General features: G+C 73.3%; 12 protein-coding genes. 6 read left to right on the plus strand and 6 right to left on the minus strand.

Annotated features, from left to right (window positions below; translation table 11 throughout):
- Nucleotides 1–77 precede the first annotated feature (77 nt).
- Nucleotides 78–1,259, minus strand: coding sequence for a low temperature requirement protein A (locus tag FHU34_RS15530; RefSeq protein WP_145781063.1), 1,182 nt, complete (start codon nucleotides 1,257–1,259; stop codon nucleotides 78–80).
- A 172-nt stretch (nucleotides 1,260–1,431) separates the two neighbouring features.
- Between FHU34_RS15530 and FHU34_RS15535 the strand changes: the two genes are divergently transcribed.
- From FHU34_RS15535 to FHU34_RS15550, 4 genes are all read left to right on the plus strand, one after another.
- A complete protein-coding gene (locus FHU34_RS15535) occupies nucleotides 1,432–2,286 on the plus strand; it encodes a S1 family peptidase (RefSeq protein ID WP_145781065.1) in 855 nt (284 codons plus the stop codon).
- Nucleotides 2,287–2,370: 84 nt separating this feature from the next.
- Nucleotides 2,371–3,396: a sugar kinase gene (locus FHU34_RS15540; RefSeq protein ID WP_145781068.1), complete on the plus strand. Its 1,026-nt coding sequence runs from the start codon at nucleotides 2,371–2,373 to the stop codon at nucleotides 3,394–3,396.
- A 63-nt stretch (nucleotides 3,397–3,459) separates the two neighbouring features.
- Nucleotides 3,460–4,077 (plus strand): bifunctional 4-hydroxy-2-oxoglutarate aldolase/2-dehydro-3-deoxy-phosphogluconate aldolase, encoded by a 618-nt coding sequence (locus tag FHU34_RS15545; RefSeq protein WP_145781070.1) that lies wholly within the window; start codon nucleotides 3,460–3,462, stop codon nucleotides 4,075–4,077.
- A gap of 117 nt (nucleotides 4,078–4,194) precedes the next feature.
- Entirely contained in the window at nucleotides 4,195–7,908 is a 3,714-nt protein-coding gene (locus FHU34_RS15550) for a S8 family serine peptidase (protein WP_145781072.1), read from the plus strand.
- Nucleotides 7,909–7,970: 62 nt separating this feature from the next.
- Here FHU34_RS15550 and FHU34_RS15555 read toward each other — a convergent pair whose 3' ends face one another.
- Genes FHU34_RS15555 through FHU34_RS15575 form a run of 5 tightly spaced genes read right to left on the minus strand, consistent with a single transcriptional unit; the run spans nucleotide 7,971 to nucleotide 13,410 of the window.
- Nucleotides 7,971–8,522: a GNAT family N-acetyltransferase gene (locus tag FHU34_RS15555; protein WP_145781074.1), complete on the minus strand. Its 552-nt coding sequence runs from the start codon at nucleotides 8,520–8,522 to the stop codon at nucleotides 7,971–7,973.
- Nucleotides 8,512–10,566 carry a penicillin acylase family protein gene (locus FHU34_RS15560; protein ID WP_145781076.1) on the minus strand — a complete coding sequence of 685 codons (2,055 nt, stop codon included), beginning with the start codon at nucleotides 10,564–10,566 and terminating at the stop codon, nucleotides 8,512–8,514. The genes FHU34_RS15555 and FHU34_RS15560 overlap by 11 nt, the downstream gene beginning before the upstream one ends.
- Nucleotides 10,563–11,375 carry an ABC transporter ATP-binding protein gene (locus FHU34_RS15565; RefSeq protein ID WP_145781078.1) on the minus strand — a complete coding sequence of 271 codons (813 nt, stop codon included), beginning with the start codon at nucleotides 11,373–11,375 and terminating at the stop codon, nucleotides 10,563–10,565. Before FHU34_RS15565 ends, FHU34_RS15560 begins: the two co-directional genes overlap by 4 nt.
- Nucleotides 11,376–11,404: 29 nt before the next feature.
- Nucleotides 11,405–12,463: a FecCD family ABC transporter permease gene (locus FHU34_RS15570; RefSeq protein ID WP_145781080.1), complete on the minus strand. Its 1,059-nt coding sequence runs from the start codon at nucleotides 12,461–12,463 to the stop codon at nucleotides 11,405–11,407.
- Nucleotides 12,460–13,410, minus strand: a complete 951-nt coding sequence (locus FHU34_RS15575) for a FecCD family ABC transporter permease (protein ID WP_145785606.1) — start codon at nucleotides 13,408–13,410, stop codon at nucleotides 12,460–12,462. The genes FHU34_RS15570 and FHU34_RS15575 overlap by 4 nt, the downstream gene beginning before the upstream one ends.
- Before the next feature lie 236 nt (nucleotides 13,411–13,646).
- Between FHU34_RS15575 and FHU34_RS15580 the strand changes: the two genes are divergently transcribed.
- Nucleotides 13,647–14,678, plus strand: coding sequence for an ABC transporter substrate-binding protein (locus FHU34_RS15580; RefSeq protein WP_145781082.1), 1,032 nt, complete (start codon nucleotides 13,647–13,649; stop codon nucleotides 14,676–14,678).
- A gap of 80 nt (nucleotides 14,679–14,758) precedes the next feature.
- Nucleotides 14,759–16,297 (plus strand): pyridoxal phosphate-dependent decarboxylase family protein, encoded by a 1,539-nt coding sequence (locus FHU34_RS15585; protein WP_145781084.1) that lies wholly within the window; start codon nucleotides 14,759–14,761, stop codon nucleotides 16,295–16,297.
- Nucleotides 16,298–16,305: the final 8 nt, after the last annotated feature.

A 16,305-nucleotide genomic window follows, 5' to 3' on the forward strand; every position in this document is an offset into this window, starting at 1 on the left:
ACGCGGGCCGTCCCCGGATCGGCGATTCCCGCGAACCGGGGACGAGGGCGGCCGGACACGTCGGCTGACCGGGGAGGTCAGTCGCCGGGTTGCCGGAACCGCAGGCCCGGCGTGGTCTCCCGGGCCGCCCCGGGAAGCAGGATGTGACCGGCCAACCCGAGCGCCACGATCGCGGCCACCAGCAGCGGCGGCCAGCCGCCGGCCCACGGCAGCACCAGTAGCGGCAGGAGCTGCCAGACAACTCGCCGCCACGGCATGACCCACGACACCGCCAGGGTGAAGAGGACGCGGCCGACCACGAACAGCGTCGGGCCGGTGATGATCAGCACGAGCCACGGCACCGGCGTCGTGCCGGTCGGCCTGGTGACGATCAGGTCGAAGGTGGCGGCAGTGCCGGCCACGCCGGCCAGCATGACCAGATGGGTGAACGGGGCGAGTCGCGTCGCCCGGCTCCCGTGGGCCTCGGCCGCCACCAACAGCTCGCCGGCGCGGAAGACGTAGATCTGCCAGAGCAGCAGCATGGTGGCGAAGGCGCAGAGCAGGGAGGCGAGCCGGAGGTGATCGAGATGGCCCCGGCTCACTTGCAACGTCGGCAACAGGATGATGTCGCCGAGGGCCAGGATGATGAACTGTTGGTACCGCTCGCCCAGGTGCTCGGTGGTCCGCCCGTACTGGACAAGCGGCACCCGGCCCAGCCGGGGCGTCGGGTAGCGTGCCGCCCCGGCGACCAGGTCGATCGTCATGGCGATCGTCCAGAGCCCCCAGTTCGGAGTCTCCGACAGTGCGCCGATGACCCAGAAGACGCCGGACACCGTGAACCAGAAGAGAAACCGGGTGGCCCGCTCCCTGGCCGTCCGGTGCCCCTGCCGGTGCAGGGCGGCGACCAGGATGATGCAGCGGATCACGTGCGTGCCGACGTAGGAGGTCACGAAGAGCAGTTGGTGCCCGATGGTGACCATCGGCAGCGATGCCGCCATCCCCACCGACCCGACCATGGCGATCATCAGGATGGCCTGGATCGGGCGTTGCTGCGGATCGTAGAACTCGGTCGTGGTCGTGGTGATCGACCACGTCCACCAGACGGCGGTCAGCATCAGCAGCAGCTTGGCGACGCCGGACCAGGAGAGCTCTTCGGACAACAGTTTTGAGGTCAGCGCGAGGGCGGCCACGAAGACCACGTCGAAGAGCAACTCCAGCAGTGTTGCCCGGGTCGACCCGTCCAGCCGGCGTACCAGCGCCGCATTGCCTTTGGTGGTCATGCCCGGCCTCCCGCCGTGTCTCCCGAGGAATTATCAGTGGGCCTGGCCCGGGTCGTCCCCGGATCGACGATTCCCGCCGGGCGGGGAAGAGGACGGCCGGAGGTTGCCACGGCGTCGGGCACCGGGCGATGCTTGGCCGCATCCATCAAGCTCGATCTGCTCGGAGGTTCGGATGCGCCGCTCCCCGCTCCCCGCCCTCGTCCTGACGGTCCTCCTGCTCGTCGCGCCCGGCGCGGCGCAGGCCGCCGTCCCCGACCGAGCCACCCCCGCCGACCCGGCGGCCGTGCTGGCCCAGGTGCGCACCGCTGGCACCTCCTGGGGCCTCGACCCGGCCAGCGGTCGGATGACCCTCACCGTCGACGACACCGTGGCCCCCGCCGAGCTGACGGCGCTACGGGCGGTGGCCGACCGGGCCGGGGCGCTGCTACGCCGCGAGCCCGGAACGCTGCGCCCCCTGATCGCGGCCGGGCAGGGGATCTACGGCGGCGGGGCGCGCTGCTCGCTCGGTGCGAACGTGCGTAGCGGCAGCACCTACTACGTGGTCACCGCAGGGCACTGCACCAACGCTGCCAGCACCTGGTACGCCGACAGCGCCCAGACCACAGTGCTCGGCACCCGCACCGCCAGCAGCTACCCGACCAACGACTACGGCCTGATCCGCTACACCGGTCGGATCGCCCACCCGAGCGCCGTCTACACCTACCCCGGTCTGCTGACCATCTACGGTGCCGGCAACGCGTACATCGGGCAGGCGGTGTGCCGCAGCGGCAGCACCACCGGGGTGCGCTGCGGCACTGTCACCGGGCTCAACCAGACCGTCAACTACTCCACCGGCGTGATCTACGGCCTGATCCGTACCAACATCTGCGCCGAGCCGGGAGACAGCGGGGGACCGCTCTACGTGGCGTCCACCGGCACCATCATCGGCATCCTCTCCGGCGGCACCGGCAACTGCACCGCCGGCGGCACCACCTTCTACCAGCCGATCTCGGAGGTGCTGGCCGCGTACGGGCTGACGTTGCCCTGACCGGTGACGCGACGGGTTGCCCGTCTCGCACCTGACACCTAGGCTCGGCGACGCCCAGGACCCCGCCGCGAGGACGTGTGCCCGATGCCGACCGACCCCCGACAGGTTCGCTCGACCACCCCGGCCGGCCGTACGCCGGTCGAGGTCGCCGCGGTGGGGGAGACGATGGTGGTGCTCTGCCCCGCGCCCGGTGAGCCGTTGGAGCACGCCGAACGGGTCGCCGTCTCGGTCGGCGGCGCGGAGTCCAACGTGGCCGGTTACCTGGCCCGACTGGGACACCAGGTCGCCTGGGTGAGCCGCGTCGGCGACGACCCCTTCGGCCGGGCCGTGGTCCGGCACGTCGCCGCCGCCGGCGTCCGGGTGGACCAGGTGGTCGTGGACCCCGCCGCCCCCACCGGCCTGTACCTCAAGGACCCGGGCCCGGAGGGCACCGCCGTGCACTACTACCGGGCCGGGTCGGCGGCCTCCCGGATGGACCCGGGCACGCTTGCCGACCCGGGGCTGAGCGGTGCCCGTGTGCTGCACCTGTCCGGCATCACCCCGGCGCTCTCCGCCTCCTGCCGGGCGCTTGTCGAGCACGCGGTGACCGCCCGCCCGCTGGCCGGCTCACTGGTCAGCTTCGACGTCAACCACCGGGCCCGGCTGTGGTCCGCCGAACAGGCCGCACCGGTGCTGCGTGACCTCGCCGACCGGTGCGACCTGGTGTTCGTCGGTCAGGACGAGGCGCAGACGCTGTGGGGCACCACCGACCCGGCCGCCGTACGCCGGTTGTTGCCCACCCCGGAGACGGTGGTGGTCAAGGACGGCGCGGTGGGCGCCACCGCGTTGCGCCACGACGCCGAGCCGGTCTTCGTACCCGCGCCCCGGGTGACCGTGGTCGAGCCGGTCGGCGCGGGAGACGCGTTCGCCGCCGGCTACCTCGCGGGTCTGCTGCGCGACCTCGACCCCGTGCGCCGGTTGCGCCTCGGCCACCTGATGGCGGCGCAGGCGCTGACCAGCAGCGGCGACAACGCCCCCGTCCCGCCGTGGGCCTGGTTCGAGGAGCTGCTCGCCGCCCCCGTCGAGGCCTGGTCGCCGCTCGACCTGACCGCCACCCCGACGCCGGTCTGAGTCGTCGGGTTCCGGCCGGACCACCAGGCAACCGTTTCACCGCGATCTCGGATGGAGTGCACCATGACCACAGCGGACTTCGACCACATCTTCGGCGGCGCCCGGGTGATGGCCATCCTGCGCGGCCTGCCGGTCGCCGAGACCGTCCGGCTCGCCGAGCGCGCCTGGGACCTCGGCATCGACGTGGTGGAGGTCCCGGTGGCCACCGCCGACGCGGTGCCCGCGCTGCGCGCCGCCGTCGAGGCCGGCTCCGCGCGTGGCCGCATCGTCGGCGCGGGCACCGTGCTCGACGTCGAGCAGGTCGCCGCCTCGGCCGACGCGGGAGCCGCGTTCACCGTCGCGCCCGGCCTGGACCTGGCGATCGCCGACGCCGCCGCCGCGCGGGGCCTGCCGCACCTGCCCGGTGTGGCCACCCCGACGGAAGCCCAGCAGGCGCTGCGGCACGGCCTTACCTGGCTCAAGGCGTTCCCCGCGATCACCCTCGGCCCGGCCTGGTTCAAGGCCCTCGCCGGCCCGCTGCCCCAGCTGCGCTTCGTCGCGACCGGCGGCCTCGACGCGGGCAACGCCGCCCCGTTCCTGCAAGCGGGCGTACGGGTGGTGGCGGTCGGGTCGGCCCTGTCCGACCCGAGCCAGCTGGACCGGCTCGCCGAACTGGCCACTGCGGGCGCGTCCGCGAGGTGAACCAGCGGTGGCGGGTTTGTGCCATGGCTCAAACGCGCCGCCGTTTGGTGGGGGACGAGAGGTGGGCGTGGCATCGATGCTGTGCTGCGTACCACTTCTCGACACAAAGAGGTCATCTTGGCTCTGTCTCACCGGCGTCGCCGAACCGGGCTGATCGCCCTCGGCGCCGCCCTCACCCTGGCGGCCGGGTTCACCCCACCCGCCGCGGGGGCGTCCGCCGCCCCGCCCACCAGCCCCGAACGCCCGGCCGGGATTCCTCCCGCCGCAGCCGGACGCGCGTCGACCGTCACCCTGATCACCGGTGACACGGTCACTGTCACCACCGGCGCGGACGGCAGCACCGTCTCGACAGTGCGCCGGCCGGACGGCAGCACGCCGAGCTTCCACCGCACCGTCCTCGACGGCGACACCTACGTCTACCCGGACACGGCGCTGTCGTACGTCACGAGCGGTGTGCTGGACCGGCAGCTGTTCAACGTCACCGACCTCATCGCCGACGGGTACGACGACGCGCACACCGACAAGTTGCCGCTGATCGTCACCATGACCGACGCGGCGGCCCGGGCCCGCACCCGACCCACGGTGGACGGTGCCACCCTGGTCCGGCCGTTGGACAGCGTGCAGGGCGCGGCGCTGACCCGCGAGCGTTCCACCGCCGGCCGGTTCTGGGCCGCGCTGACGGCCGGCTCGGCCCGCCGTACGGGCGACGCCCCGGTCCTGGCCAACGGCATCGCCAAGGTGTGGCTGGACGGTCGGGTGCACGCCGACCTGGCCGAGTCCACCGCGCAGATCGGCGCGCCGACGCTGTGGGCCGAGGGCAACACCGCCGCTGGTGTCGACGTCGCGGTCCTCGACTCCGGTGCGGACGCCGAGCACCCGGACCTCGCCGGCCAGATCGCCGAGTCCAGCAGCTTCGTGCCGTCGGAGCCCGACATCCTCGACTACAAGGGCCATGGCACCCACGTCGCCTCGACGATCGCCGGAACCGGCGCGGCCTCCGGCGGTGTCGAGAAGGGCGTCGCCCCCGGCGCCCGGCTGCACATCGGCAAGGTCCTCAACAGCGAGGGCAGCGGCCAGGACTCGTGGATCATCGCCGGTATGGAGTGGGCGGCCCGCGAGCAGAAGGCCCGGGTCGTCAGCATGAGCCTGGGCGGTGAGGCCACCGACGGCAGCGACCCGATGAGCCAGGCGGTCGACCGCCTCAGCGCCGAGACTGGCGCCCTCTTCGTGATCGCGGCCGGCAACAGCGGCCCGGCGAGCATCGGCAGCCCCGGTGCCGCCGACTCCGCGCTGACCGTCGGTGCGGTCGACGCCACCGACCACCTGGCCGACTTCTCCAGCCAGGGCCCGCGTGCGGGCGACGGCGGGCTCAAGCCCGAGATCACCGCACCCGGTGTGGACATCCTGGCGGCCCGCTCCCACCTGGTGCGCGGCGGCTCTGGGGACTACACGCTGATGAGCGGCACGTCGATGGCCACTCCGCACGTGGCCGGCACGGCCGCGTTGGTCGCCGCCGCGCACCCCGACTGGACCGGTCAGCGGATCAAGGAGGCGCTGGTCAGCACGGTCAAGGCCACGCCCGGGTACACCCCGTACCAGGCCGGTGCCGGCCGGGTGGACGCGGTCGCCGCCGCGCACGCCACCGTCTTCGCCACCCCGAGCGCGTACTCCGGCTTCCAGGGCTGGCCGCAGCAGCCCGGATCGACTGTCGACCGGACGGTCACCTACACCAACGTCGGTGGCGCGCCGGTCACCCTGAAACTGGCCGTCGACGCGGCCACCGCACCGGCCGGCCTCTTCGCCCTCTCTGCCGACACGGTCACCGTGCCCGCCGGCGGCACCGCCACCGTGACGGTCACCGCGGCGTACGACAAGCTGCCGGTGGAGAAGCAGGTCAGTGGCATGATCGTCGCCACCGACGACACCGGGGCGGTTCGTGGCCGCACCCTGATCGGGGCGGGCAAGGAGGGCCAGCGGCAGAACCTGACGCTCGTCGCGAAGGACCGCGACGGCAAGCCACTCGTCGGCAAGGTCATCCTCACCACCGACGGTCTGTTCACCGCCGTGGACCTGCCCGAGAGCGGCACCGCGACACTGCGGCTGCCGGTGGCCACCTGGTCCGGCTGGATCTCCGCGGACGTGCGCGGCGTGCACGGGCCGCGTTCCAAGGGCATGGCGATGCTCAGCTTCACCGACGTCACGCTGGACCGGGACCGGACCGTCACCCTCGACGCTCGGGCTGCCCGGCAGGTGCGGGCCGTCGTGCCGCAGGAGGCCACCGCCACGTCGTTGCGGATGGACATCCACAGGTCCTCCGGGGCCAGTCTCACCGAAAGTCAGGTGCTGCCCGACGACTCGTACGACAGCATGTGGGCGTTGCCGACGGGCCGTAAGGTCACCGACGGCGAGTTCGAGTTCGGTGCGCGGTGGCGGTTGGAACAGCCGCCGTTGACCGTCTCGGCCGGCGGCCGCTCGTACGACGATCTGATGGTGAAGCGTTCGACCCCGGCGCTGCCGGCCGGTCGTCGTCAGCTGGACGCGGTCTATGTCGCCGACGCGTCGGCGGCCGGGTTGGCGAAGCGGCCGGTCCGGGACCGGGCCGTGGTGGTCAGGCGCAGCGACACCGTGGACATCGCCACCCAGGCGCAGGCCGCCGCCGCGGCCGGAGCCACGCTGCTGCTGGTCGTCAACGACGGTGTCGGGCGGCTCCAGCCGTGGGACGAGTTCGCGTGGAGCCCGGAGAGCCCCGCCCCGGTGACCGTCGCCACCCTCGGTGCCGACGAGGGCGACCAGCTCATCGCCTCCCTGGAGCGCGGCGCGGTGCGGCTGACCGTCGAGTCGCACCCGGAGACCAGCTACCTGTACGACGTGGCGCACCACTGGACCGGCGCGGTGCCGGGCGACCTCACCTACCGGCCGACGAAGCGGGACCTGGCCCGGGTGGACGTGGAGTTCCGCAACTACCGGCAGGGCAAGGCGTTGGAGTTCCGCACCGACATCTGGCGGGGCTGGGCGTCGAGCAACCAGGAGACTGCCCCGGCGCAGGGCCGGCGCACCGACTGGGTGAGCGCCGACCAGCGGTGGGTCGACGACGCGTTCATCGCCGGCGAGACCGGTCAGCACCTGATGGGGGTGACCGCCTACCCGGCCGGCAAGCCGAGCACGGTCCGCTGGTTCGGGCCGATCCAGCGCCCTCGGATGGGCGGGAACTACGTGCCCGTGCGGTACCTGGACACCGTCTACCTGCCCGCGCCCGGGTGGGGCGACGGCGGTGGCCACATCGGTGAGGCGTACGCGAACTTCGACATGGTCAACCGGACCACCCTCTACCAGGGGGACAAGGAGCTGAACTGGGGCAACGCCGAGTACCTCCAGGTGTCCGCCCTGCCTGCGCAGCGACTGCCGTACCGACTGGTGGTGGAGAACGACAGGGCCGCCTGGACCAACCCGTACTCGCGGCGGACCCGCACCGAGTGGGGCTTCCGCTCGGCGGTCACCGGGGAGGAGTCGGCGGAGGTGCTGCCGATGATCCAGCTGGACTACCAGGTGGACATCGACCGGGACGGAAAGGCGTCGCGGCGCGCGCCGCTCACCGTGGTCGCCTCGCACCTGCCCGACGTCTCCGGCACGGTCGGCGCGGTGACCGTGGAGGTGTCCTACGACGACGGCGCGACCTGGCAGAAGCCGCGGTTGACCCGGCACGGCGACGGGTGGCGTCTGGCGCTGGCCGCGCCGGCGAAGGCCAGCTTCGTCAGCCTGCGGACCACCGCGCGCGATGCCGCCGGCAACACCGTGGACCAGAGCATCACCCGGGCGTTCGGTCTGCGCTGACGCCACGGTCACCGGCCGCCGGTCGAGCTGCGCGAGGCAGCCCGACCGGCGGCCGGTCCGCTTCAGCCCGTCGGTCGGTCCAAAAAGAGCAGGCGGGCGCGTTTCTCCGGGAGGTCGATCAGTGGTCCGGGCCGGAATCCGGTACGCAGGAACCGGTTGATGGCCCGCTCGTTGCGGGCGTCCGGCTCGATCACGACCCGCCGTCGGTCCGGGTCGGCGAGGACGAAGTCGAGGATCGCGCCGAACAACGCGCCGGTGAACCCGCGTTCGACAGTTGTCGGGGGTCCGATGAGCAGGTGGACCCCGACGTCGCCGGGGCGTACCTCGTAGCAGTCGCCGACCGGGTCCGCCTCGGGCTGGTAGGTCTGCGCCAACGCGGCCGGCGCCCCGTCGCGGTGCACCAGGTACGCGTGGTGGGTGACCAGCGAGTCCAGGTACGCGTAGATCTCGTGCACCCGTTCGCGGCTCGCCTCCCGCATCCCCCAGAAGCGGGCCCGGTCCTGGGTGACCCAGCCGTGCAGCAGGTCGACGTCCTCGTCGGGCCGCACCGGGCGGATGGTGACCGTCCCGAATCCGTCGACCTTGCTGTGGTGGTGGTGTCGGTCAGTGCTCATCCGGCTCCTCGACGAGTCGGTCCCAGTCGGTGACGATCGGCAGCAGCTCGCCCGCCAACCACGCGGGGCCCTGGTCGGCGTGGTGCGTGTCGCCGGGCACTCCGCACGCGCCCAGCGGCACCACCCAGCGGCTGTCCTCGCGCCGCGCCAGATCCCAGACGAAACGCGCCGCCGGGCCCCGGAAACACCAGTGGGTGACCCCGGGGACGCTGGACGTGGACAGCACGCAGTCGTGGTCGCCGTCGAGGCGGGGGCCGGGGCCGGCGTCCGGGTCGGGCAGCGCCCGCCAGGCCGCCAACCGGTGCAGGTCCCCCCAGCGCGCCGGCCCGGCCGTCGCCTCGGCGACCTCCTCGGCCGCCGCGCGCACCACCGCCGCCGGGTCCACGCCGGGCAGCGGACGTCCGCCGAGCAGGTGCTCCAGCGCGTAACCGACGCGCGGCGTCACCGCCAACCAGGGCGCGAACACCTCGGGGTACGCGGGCGGCTCGGCCAGCGCGGCCAGCGCCGGGTGCGCGGCGATCCGCCGTACGACAGCCGCCCGCACTGTGGCGAACGCCGCCGCGTCGGCGCTGTCGGCGGTCATCCGTCGGTCCCAGCGCAGCAGCCGGTCGCGCAGCGCGGCGGCCTCCGGGCTGAGCCCGTCCGACTCGGCCAGCACCGCCAGCAGTGGCCCGGCCGAGCCCAGGTACGTGTCGGTGTGCACCGCGGCCATCTTGTCGGCCGTCCAGCCCTGCCCGGCGTCGAGCAGCTCGGCGATGCGGCGCGCCCGGTGCGGCGCGGCGAACTCCACCCCCAACGGCGTCGCCAGGCCACGCTCGTTCGCCATCACCGCCCGACCGGCCACCTCGGCGCGGGGCATCGGCGCGTACCACCCCTGCCAGGTGTACGCGTCGTCCCACGCGGGGACGATCCGCCGGCCGTTGTCCGGATGCCGTACCGGAACCACCCCGGCGACCCGGTGCAGCAGCCCGCCGACGGTGTCCGCCGCCTGCACCACGTTGACCGGCTCCACCCAGTGCCGCAGCGCGTGGTCCACATCGGTCACGGTGCGGGCGCGCAGCAGCTCCGGCAGCGTCGCGAAACCCAGCTCGGCGCGGACCCGGGGCGGGTAGCGCAGGCTGATCGCCGTCTCGTCGCCGGGCCCGCCGACGATCACCGGACCCCGGTCGGTCTCCATCACCTCGACCTCGACCGGGTCCGCCCCGGCCACCTCGATCGTCTCGACGTGGCAGTGCACGGACTGCCAGCCGTCCGGGCCGAGGGCCTGCACCTGCCGGTCCTGCCGGCGCAGCCGCTCGGCGTACAGGTCCTGGTAGTCGGCCATCGCGTTGGTGATCGCCCAGGCCACCGCGCCGGTGTGCCCGAAGTGCGCGATGCCCGGGACACCGGGCACCGCCAGCCCGATAACGTCGTACTCCGGGCAGGCCAATCGGATCTGCTGGTAGACGCCCGGGTCCTCGATGAACCGGTGCGGGTCGCCGGCGAGCAGCGCGCCCCCGGTGCCGGTGCGCTCGGCGGCGAGCAGCCACCCGTTGCTGCCGGCGACGGCCGGTCCGTCGGTGGCGAACGCCTCGACCAGGTCCGGGCCGAGCCGCTGCGCCACGTGTTCCCGCCAGAGCTTGCCCGGGAACCCGGCGAACAGGATGTGATGGCCCAGCCAGACCGCCAGCGGGGTCCACGGTTCCCACCGGCCGGGGCTCAGCCCGGTGGCGGCGAACTCCGGCGCGCGGGCCGCCCCGGCGGCGAGGCCGTCGTTGACCCCGTCGACGTACGCGCCCACCCACTCGGCGGTCGCCCGGTCGAGCGCGGCGTGGCAGCGACGCGCGGTGTCGTCGAGTCGTACCCGTCTGGCGAACCGGTCCCAGTCGAGCGCGTCGACGCCGAGGAACGCCGCGCTGGTGCCCTGGGACCGGTGCCGTTCCACCTCGATCTGCCACGCCCGGTCGTAGGCCGTCACCCGCCCCTGGGCCGCCGCCAGCGCGAGGGGGTCGTCGGCACGCAGGTGCGGAACGCCCCAGGGGTCGCGGAAACGCTCGGCGTTCACGCGGGCTCGACGGCGCGACGGCGGGCGGCGGGAACGACCAGCGGGGTGCCGGTCTCCGGGTCGTCGATGACCCGGCAGGGCAGCCCGAACACCTCGGCCACCAGGTCGGCGGTGACCACCGACGTCGGTTCTCCGGCGGCCACCACGCGACCGTCGCGCATGGCGATCAGGTGGGTGGCGTAGCGGGCCGCGTGGTTCAGGTCGTGCAGCACCGCGACCAGGGTGCGTCCCTGCTCCTCGTGCAGTCGGGCGCACAGATCCAGGATCTCGATCTGGTGGGCGATGTCGAGGAACGTGGTGGGCTCGTCGAGCAGCAGCAACGGGGTCTGCTGGGCCAGCGCCATGGCGATCCACACCCGCTGCCGTTGCCCACCGGAGAGTTCGTCCACCGAACGGTCGGCGAGGTCGTCGACGCCGGTCGCGGCCATCGACTCCTCGACCACCCGCTCGTCCTCGCGCGACCACTGCCGCAGCAGCCCCTGGTGGGGGTATCGACCCCGGGCGACCAACTCGGCGACGCTGATGCCGTCCGGCGCGATCGACGACTGGGGGAGCAGGCCGAGTGTGCGGGCGACGGCGCGGGCCGGCTGGTCGTGGATGTCGCGCCCGTCCAGCAGCACGGTGCCGACGCTCGGGCGCAGCATCCGGGACAGCGCGCGGAGCAGTGTCGACTTGCCGCACGCGTTCGGACCGATGATCACCGTGAACGAGTTGTCCGGCACCGCGACGGTCAGGTTCTCCGCGATGGTGCGCTGGTCGTAGGCGAGGGTCAGCGCGGTGCCGCCGAGCCGGGAGGTGCCGGGGTGCATGGGTGCTCCTTCGAGGGCGTCGCGGGTGTTCACAGTCGACCCGCCCGGCGTTCCAGCGCCAGCAGCCAGACGAGATAGCCGCCGCCGATCACTCCGGTCACCACACCGACCGGAAGCTGGTGCCCGGGGAACGCGCGCTGGGCCAGCAGGTCCGCGCCGACCAGCAGCGCCGCTCCGACGGCCATCGACGGCAGCAGGTTCGGGCCGGGCGCCCGGGTCAGCCGTTTCGTCACGTGGGGGGCGACCAGCGCCACGAAGGACACCGGCCCGGCGGCGGCCGCCGCGAACGAGACCAGCAGCACCGCCGCCGTGAGCAGCACCAGGCGCAGCCGGCGCACCGGCACGCCGAGGGCGTTGGCCGTGTCGTCACCCAACTCCATCATCCGCAGCGCCGGGCCGCAGAGGACGAGGACCACTGGCGTCACGACGACCAGGACGGCGATCAGCGGCCCGGCGTTGGCCCAGCCCCGCCCGTCCAGGCTGCCGGTGAGCCAGAGCACCGCCCGGGCGGCGTCCATCAGGGGCGCCCGGGTCAGCAGGTAGCCGTTGACTCCGGTCAGGATCGCGGCGATGCCGATGCCGACCAGGATGAGCCGGTACCCGTGTACGCCGCGTCGCCAGGCGAGGGCGTAGATCACCAGGCCGGTGGCGAGCCCACCGGCGACCGCCGCGCCCGCGAGGGCCAGGCTGCTGCCGCCGAGGACGACCACCACCAGCGCGCCGGCCGACGCGCCCTGGGTGAAGCCGAGGATGTCCGGGCTGCCCAGCGGGTTGCGGACCAGCGACTGGAACACCGTGCCGGCCAGCGACAGCGCAGCGCCGACCAGCAGCGCGGTGACCAGGCGGGGCAGTCGCAGCTCGTGCACGATGAACTGCTCCGCGGGTGTGCCGCCGCCGGCGAGCGTGCGCAGCACGTCGGCCGAGCCCATCGGATAGTCACCGCTGCCCAGGGCGACCAGGCCGAGCCCGACCGCGAGCAGCGCCGCCGCGACACCGACGGCCAGCGCGCGGGGACGGTACCGCAGCGACAACCCGCCGGGGGTACGGAGGACTGTCGCGGTGTCGAGTCTGCTGGTTCGCCCGCTCACGGGTGGGCCACCTTGGCACGGGAGACCAGCCAGAGGAAGAGCGGGCCGCCCAACACGGCGGTCACCATGCCGACCTGGAGCTCTCCCGGCCGACCCAGCACCCGGCCGAGCACGTCCGCGCCGAGCAGCAGCGCGGGCGCGAGCACCGCGCAGTACGGCAGCAGCCACCGCAGGTCCGGGCCGGTCAGGGCGCGGACCAGGTGCGGCACCAGCAGCCCGACGAAGACGATCGGGCCGCAGGCGGCAGTCGCCGCGCCGCACAGCAGCGTGACCGCCACGATCACCGCAGCGCGGATCAGCCCGGGTCGGGCGCCCAGGGCGCGCGCCGCGTCGTCGCCGAGGGCGAGCGCGTTCAGCGGGCGGGCGGCGCCGAGCGCGACCAGCAGGCCGATGAGGATGAACGGCAGCACCCGCTGCACGGTCGCGGCGTCCGCGCTGGCCAGCGAGCCAACCGTCCAGAACCGCAGCCGGTCCAGCGAGGCCGTGTCCAGCAGCATCACCGCGCTCACGTAGGAGTAGAGGGTCGCGTTGAGCGCCGCGCCGGCCAGCGCGAGGCGGGCCGGGGTGGCCCCACGTCCGCCGCCGACGGCGTAGACGAGGGCGGTCACGACCGCCGCGCCGAGCAGCGCGAACCAGACGTACCCGCCGACGGCGGTGACGCCCAGGAAGGCGGCGGCGGTGGCGACCGCCGCGGACGCCCCGGCGTTGATGCCGAGCAGGCCGGGGTCGGCCAGCGGGTTGCGGGTGAGGGCCTGCATGACCGCGCCGGCCACGCCGAGCGCGGCGCCGGCGAGGAGCCCGAGGAGGGTACGCGGCAGGCGCATCCGGTGCACCACCGCGTACTCGGCGGCGTCGCGGTGCAGCAGGCCGGACCAGACGTCGGTGAGCGGCATGGCTTTCGCCCCGACCGCGATGCTGAGCAGCACGATCACTCCGAGCAGTGTCACCGCGGCGATCAGGCCGGCGGCGCGTACCGCCTGGCGACCGCGACGAACCGGGATGACGGCCGGGCCCCGGTCCGGCACGCGTGGTGCCTGCCTGGTGACGGTGGGTGTGGCGTCCAGTGTGGGCTCCGGGGTGGTGGCGGTGCGACGAACCGCTGTTGACAATGACCGAGGTTAGGCTAACCTAACCCCGCCGCCCTGGTCGAGTCCGGCCAAACCCTTGATCGAAAGACAACACCATGCCCGATGCCCTGTCCGCACGTCGTCTCTCCCGCCGTGGCCTCCTGGCCGCCGGTGGTGCCGCCACGTTGGCCACCCTGCTCGCCGCCTGCGGCACTGACGACACCGCGAAGCCCGCCGCCGGCAACGGAAGTGGCCCCTGGTCGTTCACCGACGACCGGGCCACGAAGGTCGAGGCGAAGGCCCGGCCGACGCGCGTGGTGGCCTTCACCGGCGTGGCGGCAGCACTGATCGATTTCGGTCTCGATAAGCAGCTGGTGGGCGTGTTCGGTGAGACCAGGCGTGCGGACGGTAGCGCCGACCCGCAGGCCGGTGACCTCAACATCGAGGCCGTCGAGATCCTCGGCAACGTGTGGGGCGAGTTCAGCCTGGAGAAGTACGCGGCGCTGCGTCCCGAGCTGCTGGTCACCCACATGTACGACCCGGACGCGCTCTGGTACGTGCCGGACGAGAGCAAGGCCAAGATCCTCCCGCTCGCGCCCAGCGTGGCGATCACCACCGCCCGGGTGCCGATGACCAAGCCGATCGAGCGCTACGCCGCGCTGGCCGAGTCGCTCGGCGCGGACCTGTCCGCCAAGAAGGTCACCGACGCGAAGGCCCGCTTCGACGCCGCAGCCGAGTCGGTCCGGCAGGCGGTCAAGGCCAACCCCGGCATCACGGTGATGGCCTGCTCCGGCAGCCCCGACCTCTTCTACGTCTCCAACCCGAAGGTCAGCACCGACCTGATGTACTTCGCCGAGCTGGGCGTCGACATCGTGGTACCCACCAAGCTCGAAGCCGGCGACTACTTCGAGGCGCTGAGCTGGGAGAACACCGCCAAGTTCCCGGCCGACCTGATCCTGCTGGACAACCGCAGCACCGCCCTTCAGCCCAAGGACCTCGCCGCCAAGCCGACCTGGCAGCAACTGCCGGCGGTCAAGGCCAACCAGGTGACCCCGTGGGACGCGGTGCCCCGCTTCTCGTACGCCGGCTCCGCGCCGTTGCTGGAGAACCTCGCCACCGCCATCCGGAACGCGAAGAAGGTCAGCTGAACCACCCATCGCCCCCGGGCGCACCGCCGCGCCCGGGGTGGGTCCTCGCTGCCCTCGTCGAGAACGTGGAAGGACATCCCGTGACCGTGCCGACGTACCCCGTCGAGACCACCGCGCCGTCACCGACGCCCGCCGTCGCGCGGGCCCACCTGCTGCACGATGGTTCGGTCGAGCAGTACCGCCGGACCATCGCCGACGGCGTCGACCGGGTCGCCCGCCGGGTCGCCAGCGTCGACCGTCCCGTCACCGGGATCACCCCGGCCGAGCTGGCCCCCCTGGTCGACCGGGTGGACCTGGACCGACCGCTGGGCGATGCCGGCGCCGCGCTGGACGAGTTGGAGGACGTCTACCTGCGCGACGCCGTCTGGTTCCACCACCCCCGCTACCTCGCCCACCTCAACTGCCCGGTGGCCATCCCGGCGCTGCTCGGCGAGGCGGTGCTCACCGCCGTGAACTCCTCACTGGACACCTGGGACCAGAGCGGCGGGGCGACCCTCATCGAGCGGCGGCTGATCGACTGGACCGCCGCGCGGATCGGCCTCGGCCCCAGCGCCGACGGTGTCTTCACCAGCGGCGGCAGCCAGTCCAACCTCCAGGCGCTGCTGCTGGCCCGCGAGGAGGCGTGCGCCGACGCGATCGGCCCGGCGGCCCGTGCCGAGCTGCTGCCCCGGCTGCGGGTGCTCACCTCCGCCGCCGGTCACTTCAGCGTGCAGAAGTCGGCCAAGCTACTGGGCCTCGCCCCGGACGCGGTGATCGCGGTACCCACCGACAGCCGTCGGCGGATCCGGTCGGCAGCCGTGAGCGCGGAGATCGCGCGGTGCCGGGAGGCCGGACTTGTGGTGATGGCCGTCGTCGCCACCGCCGGCACCACCGACTTCGGCTCCATCGACCCGTTGACGGAGCTGGCCGCGATCTGCGCGGCGACCGGCGTGTGGCTGCACGTGGACGCCGCGTACGGCTGCGGTCTGCTCGTCTCGCCGACGCGCCGGCACCTGCTCGACGGCATCGAGCGGGCCGACTCGGTCACCGTCGACTTCCACAAGTCGTTCTTCCAGCCGGTCAGTTCCAGCGCGCTGCTCGTCCGCGACCGGCGGACCCTGCGGCACGCCACGTACCACGCCGACTACCTCAACCCGGCCCGGATGGTCGAGCAGCGCATCCCCAACCAGGTCGACAAGAGCCTCCAGACCACCCGCCGCTTCGACGCGTTGAAGCTCTGGCTGACCCTGCGGGTGATGGGCCCGGACGCGCTCGGCGCGCTCTTCGACGAGGTGGTCGACCGGGCCGCCGACGCCTGGCAGCTGGTCAGCGAGGACCCCCGGTTCGAGGTGGTGACCCGCTCCGAGCTGAGCACCGTGGTCTTCCGCTACCTGCCGACCGGCCCCGGCCGGGAGTTGGCCGACGCGGCGAACCTGCACGCCCGTGAGGCCCTCGCGGCGTCCGGCCTCGCCGTGGTCGCCGGGACCCGGGTGGACGGCCACCACTTCCTGAAGTTCACACTGCTCAACCCGGCGACCACCGTCGACGACGTCGACCACGTGTTGGAACTGATCGCCCACCACGCCGGCCGGTACGTGCACGACCGCACGGCCGCCGACCTGACCTGCCACGTCGGCTGACGCCGACC

Source organism: Micromonospora taraxaci (genome assembly GCF_007830095.1).
GTDB lineage: Bacteria > Actinomycetota > Actinomycetes > Mycobacteriales > Micromonosporaceae > Micromonospora > Micromonospora taraxaci.

Excerpts from the sequence above, each read along its gene's own strand:
- FHU34_RS15530 (WP_145781063.1), bottom strand. The coding sequence starts at position 1,259 with ATGACCACCAAAGGCAATGCGGCGCTGGTACGCCGGCTGGACGGGTCG.
- FHU34_RS15535 (WP_145781065.1), top strand. The coding sequence starts at position 1,432 with ATGCGCCGCTCCCCGCTCCCCGCCCTCGTCCTGACGGTCCTCCTGCTC.
- FHU34_RS15540 (WP_145781068.1), top strand. The coding sequence starts at position 2,371 with ATGCCGACCGACCCCCGACAGGTTCGCTCGACCACCCCGGCCGGCCGT.
- FHU34_RS15545 (WP_145781070.1), top strand. The coding sequence starts at position 3,460 with ATGACCACAGCGGACTTCGACCACATCTTCGGCGGCGCCCGGGTGATG.
- FHU34_RS15555 (WP_145781074.1), bottom strand. The coding sequence starts at position 8,522 with ATGAGCACTGACCGACACCACCACCACAGCAAGGTCGACGGATTCGGG.
- FHU34_RS15565 (WP_145781078.1), bottom strand. The coding sequence starts at position 11,375 with ATGCACCCCGGCACCTCCCGGCTCGGCGGCACCGCGCTGACCCTCGCC.
- FHU34_RS15580 (WP_145781082.1), top strand. The coding sequence starts at position 13,647 with ATGCCCGATGCCCTGTCCGCACGTCGTCTCTCCCGCCGTGGCCTCCTG.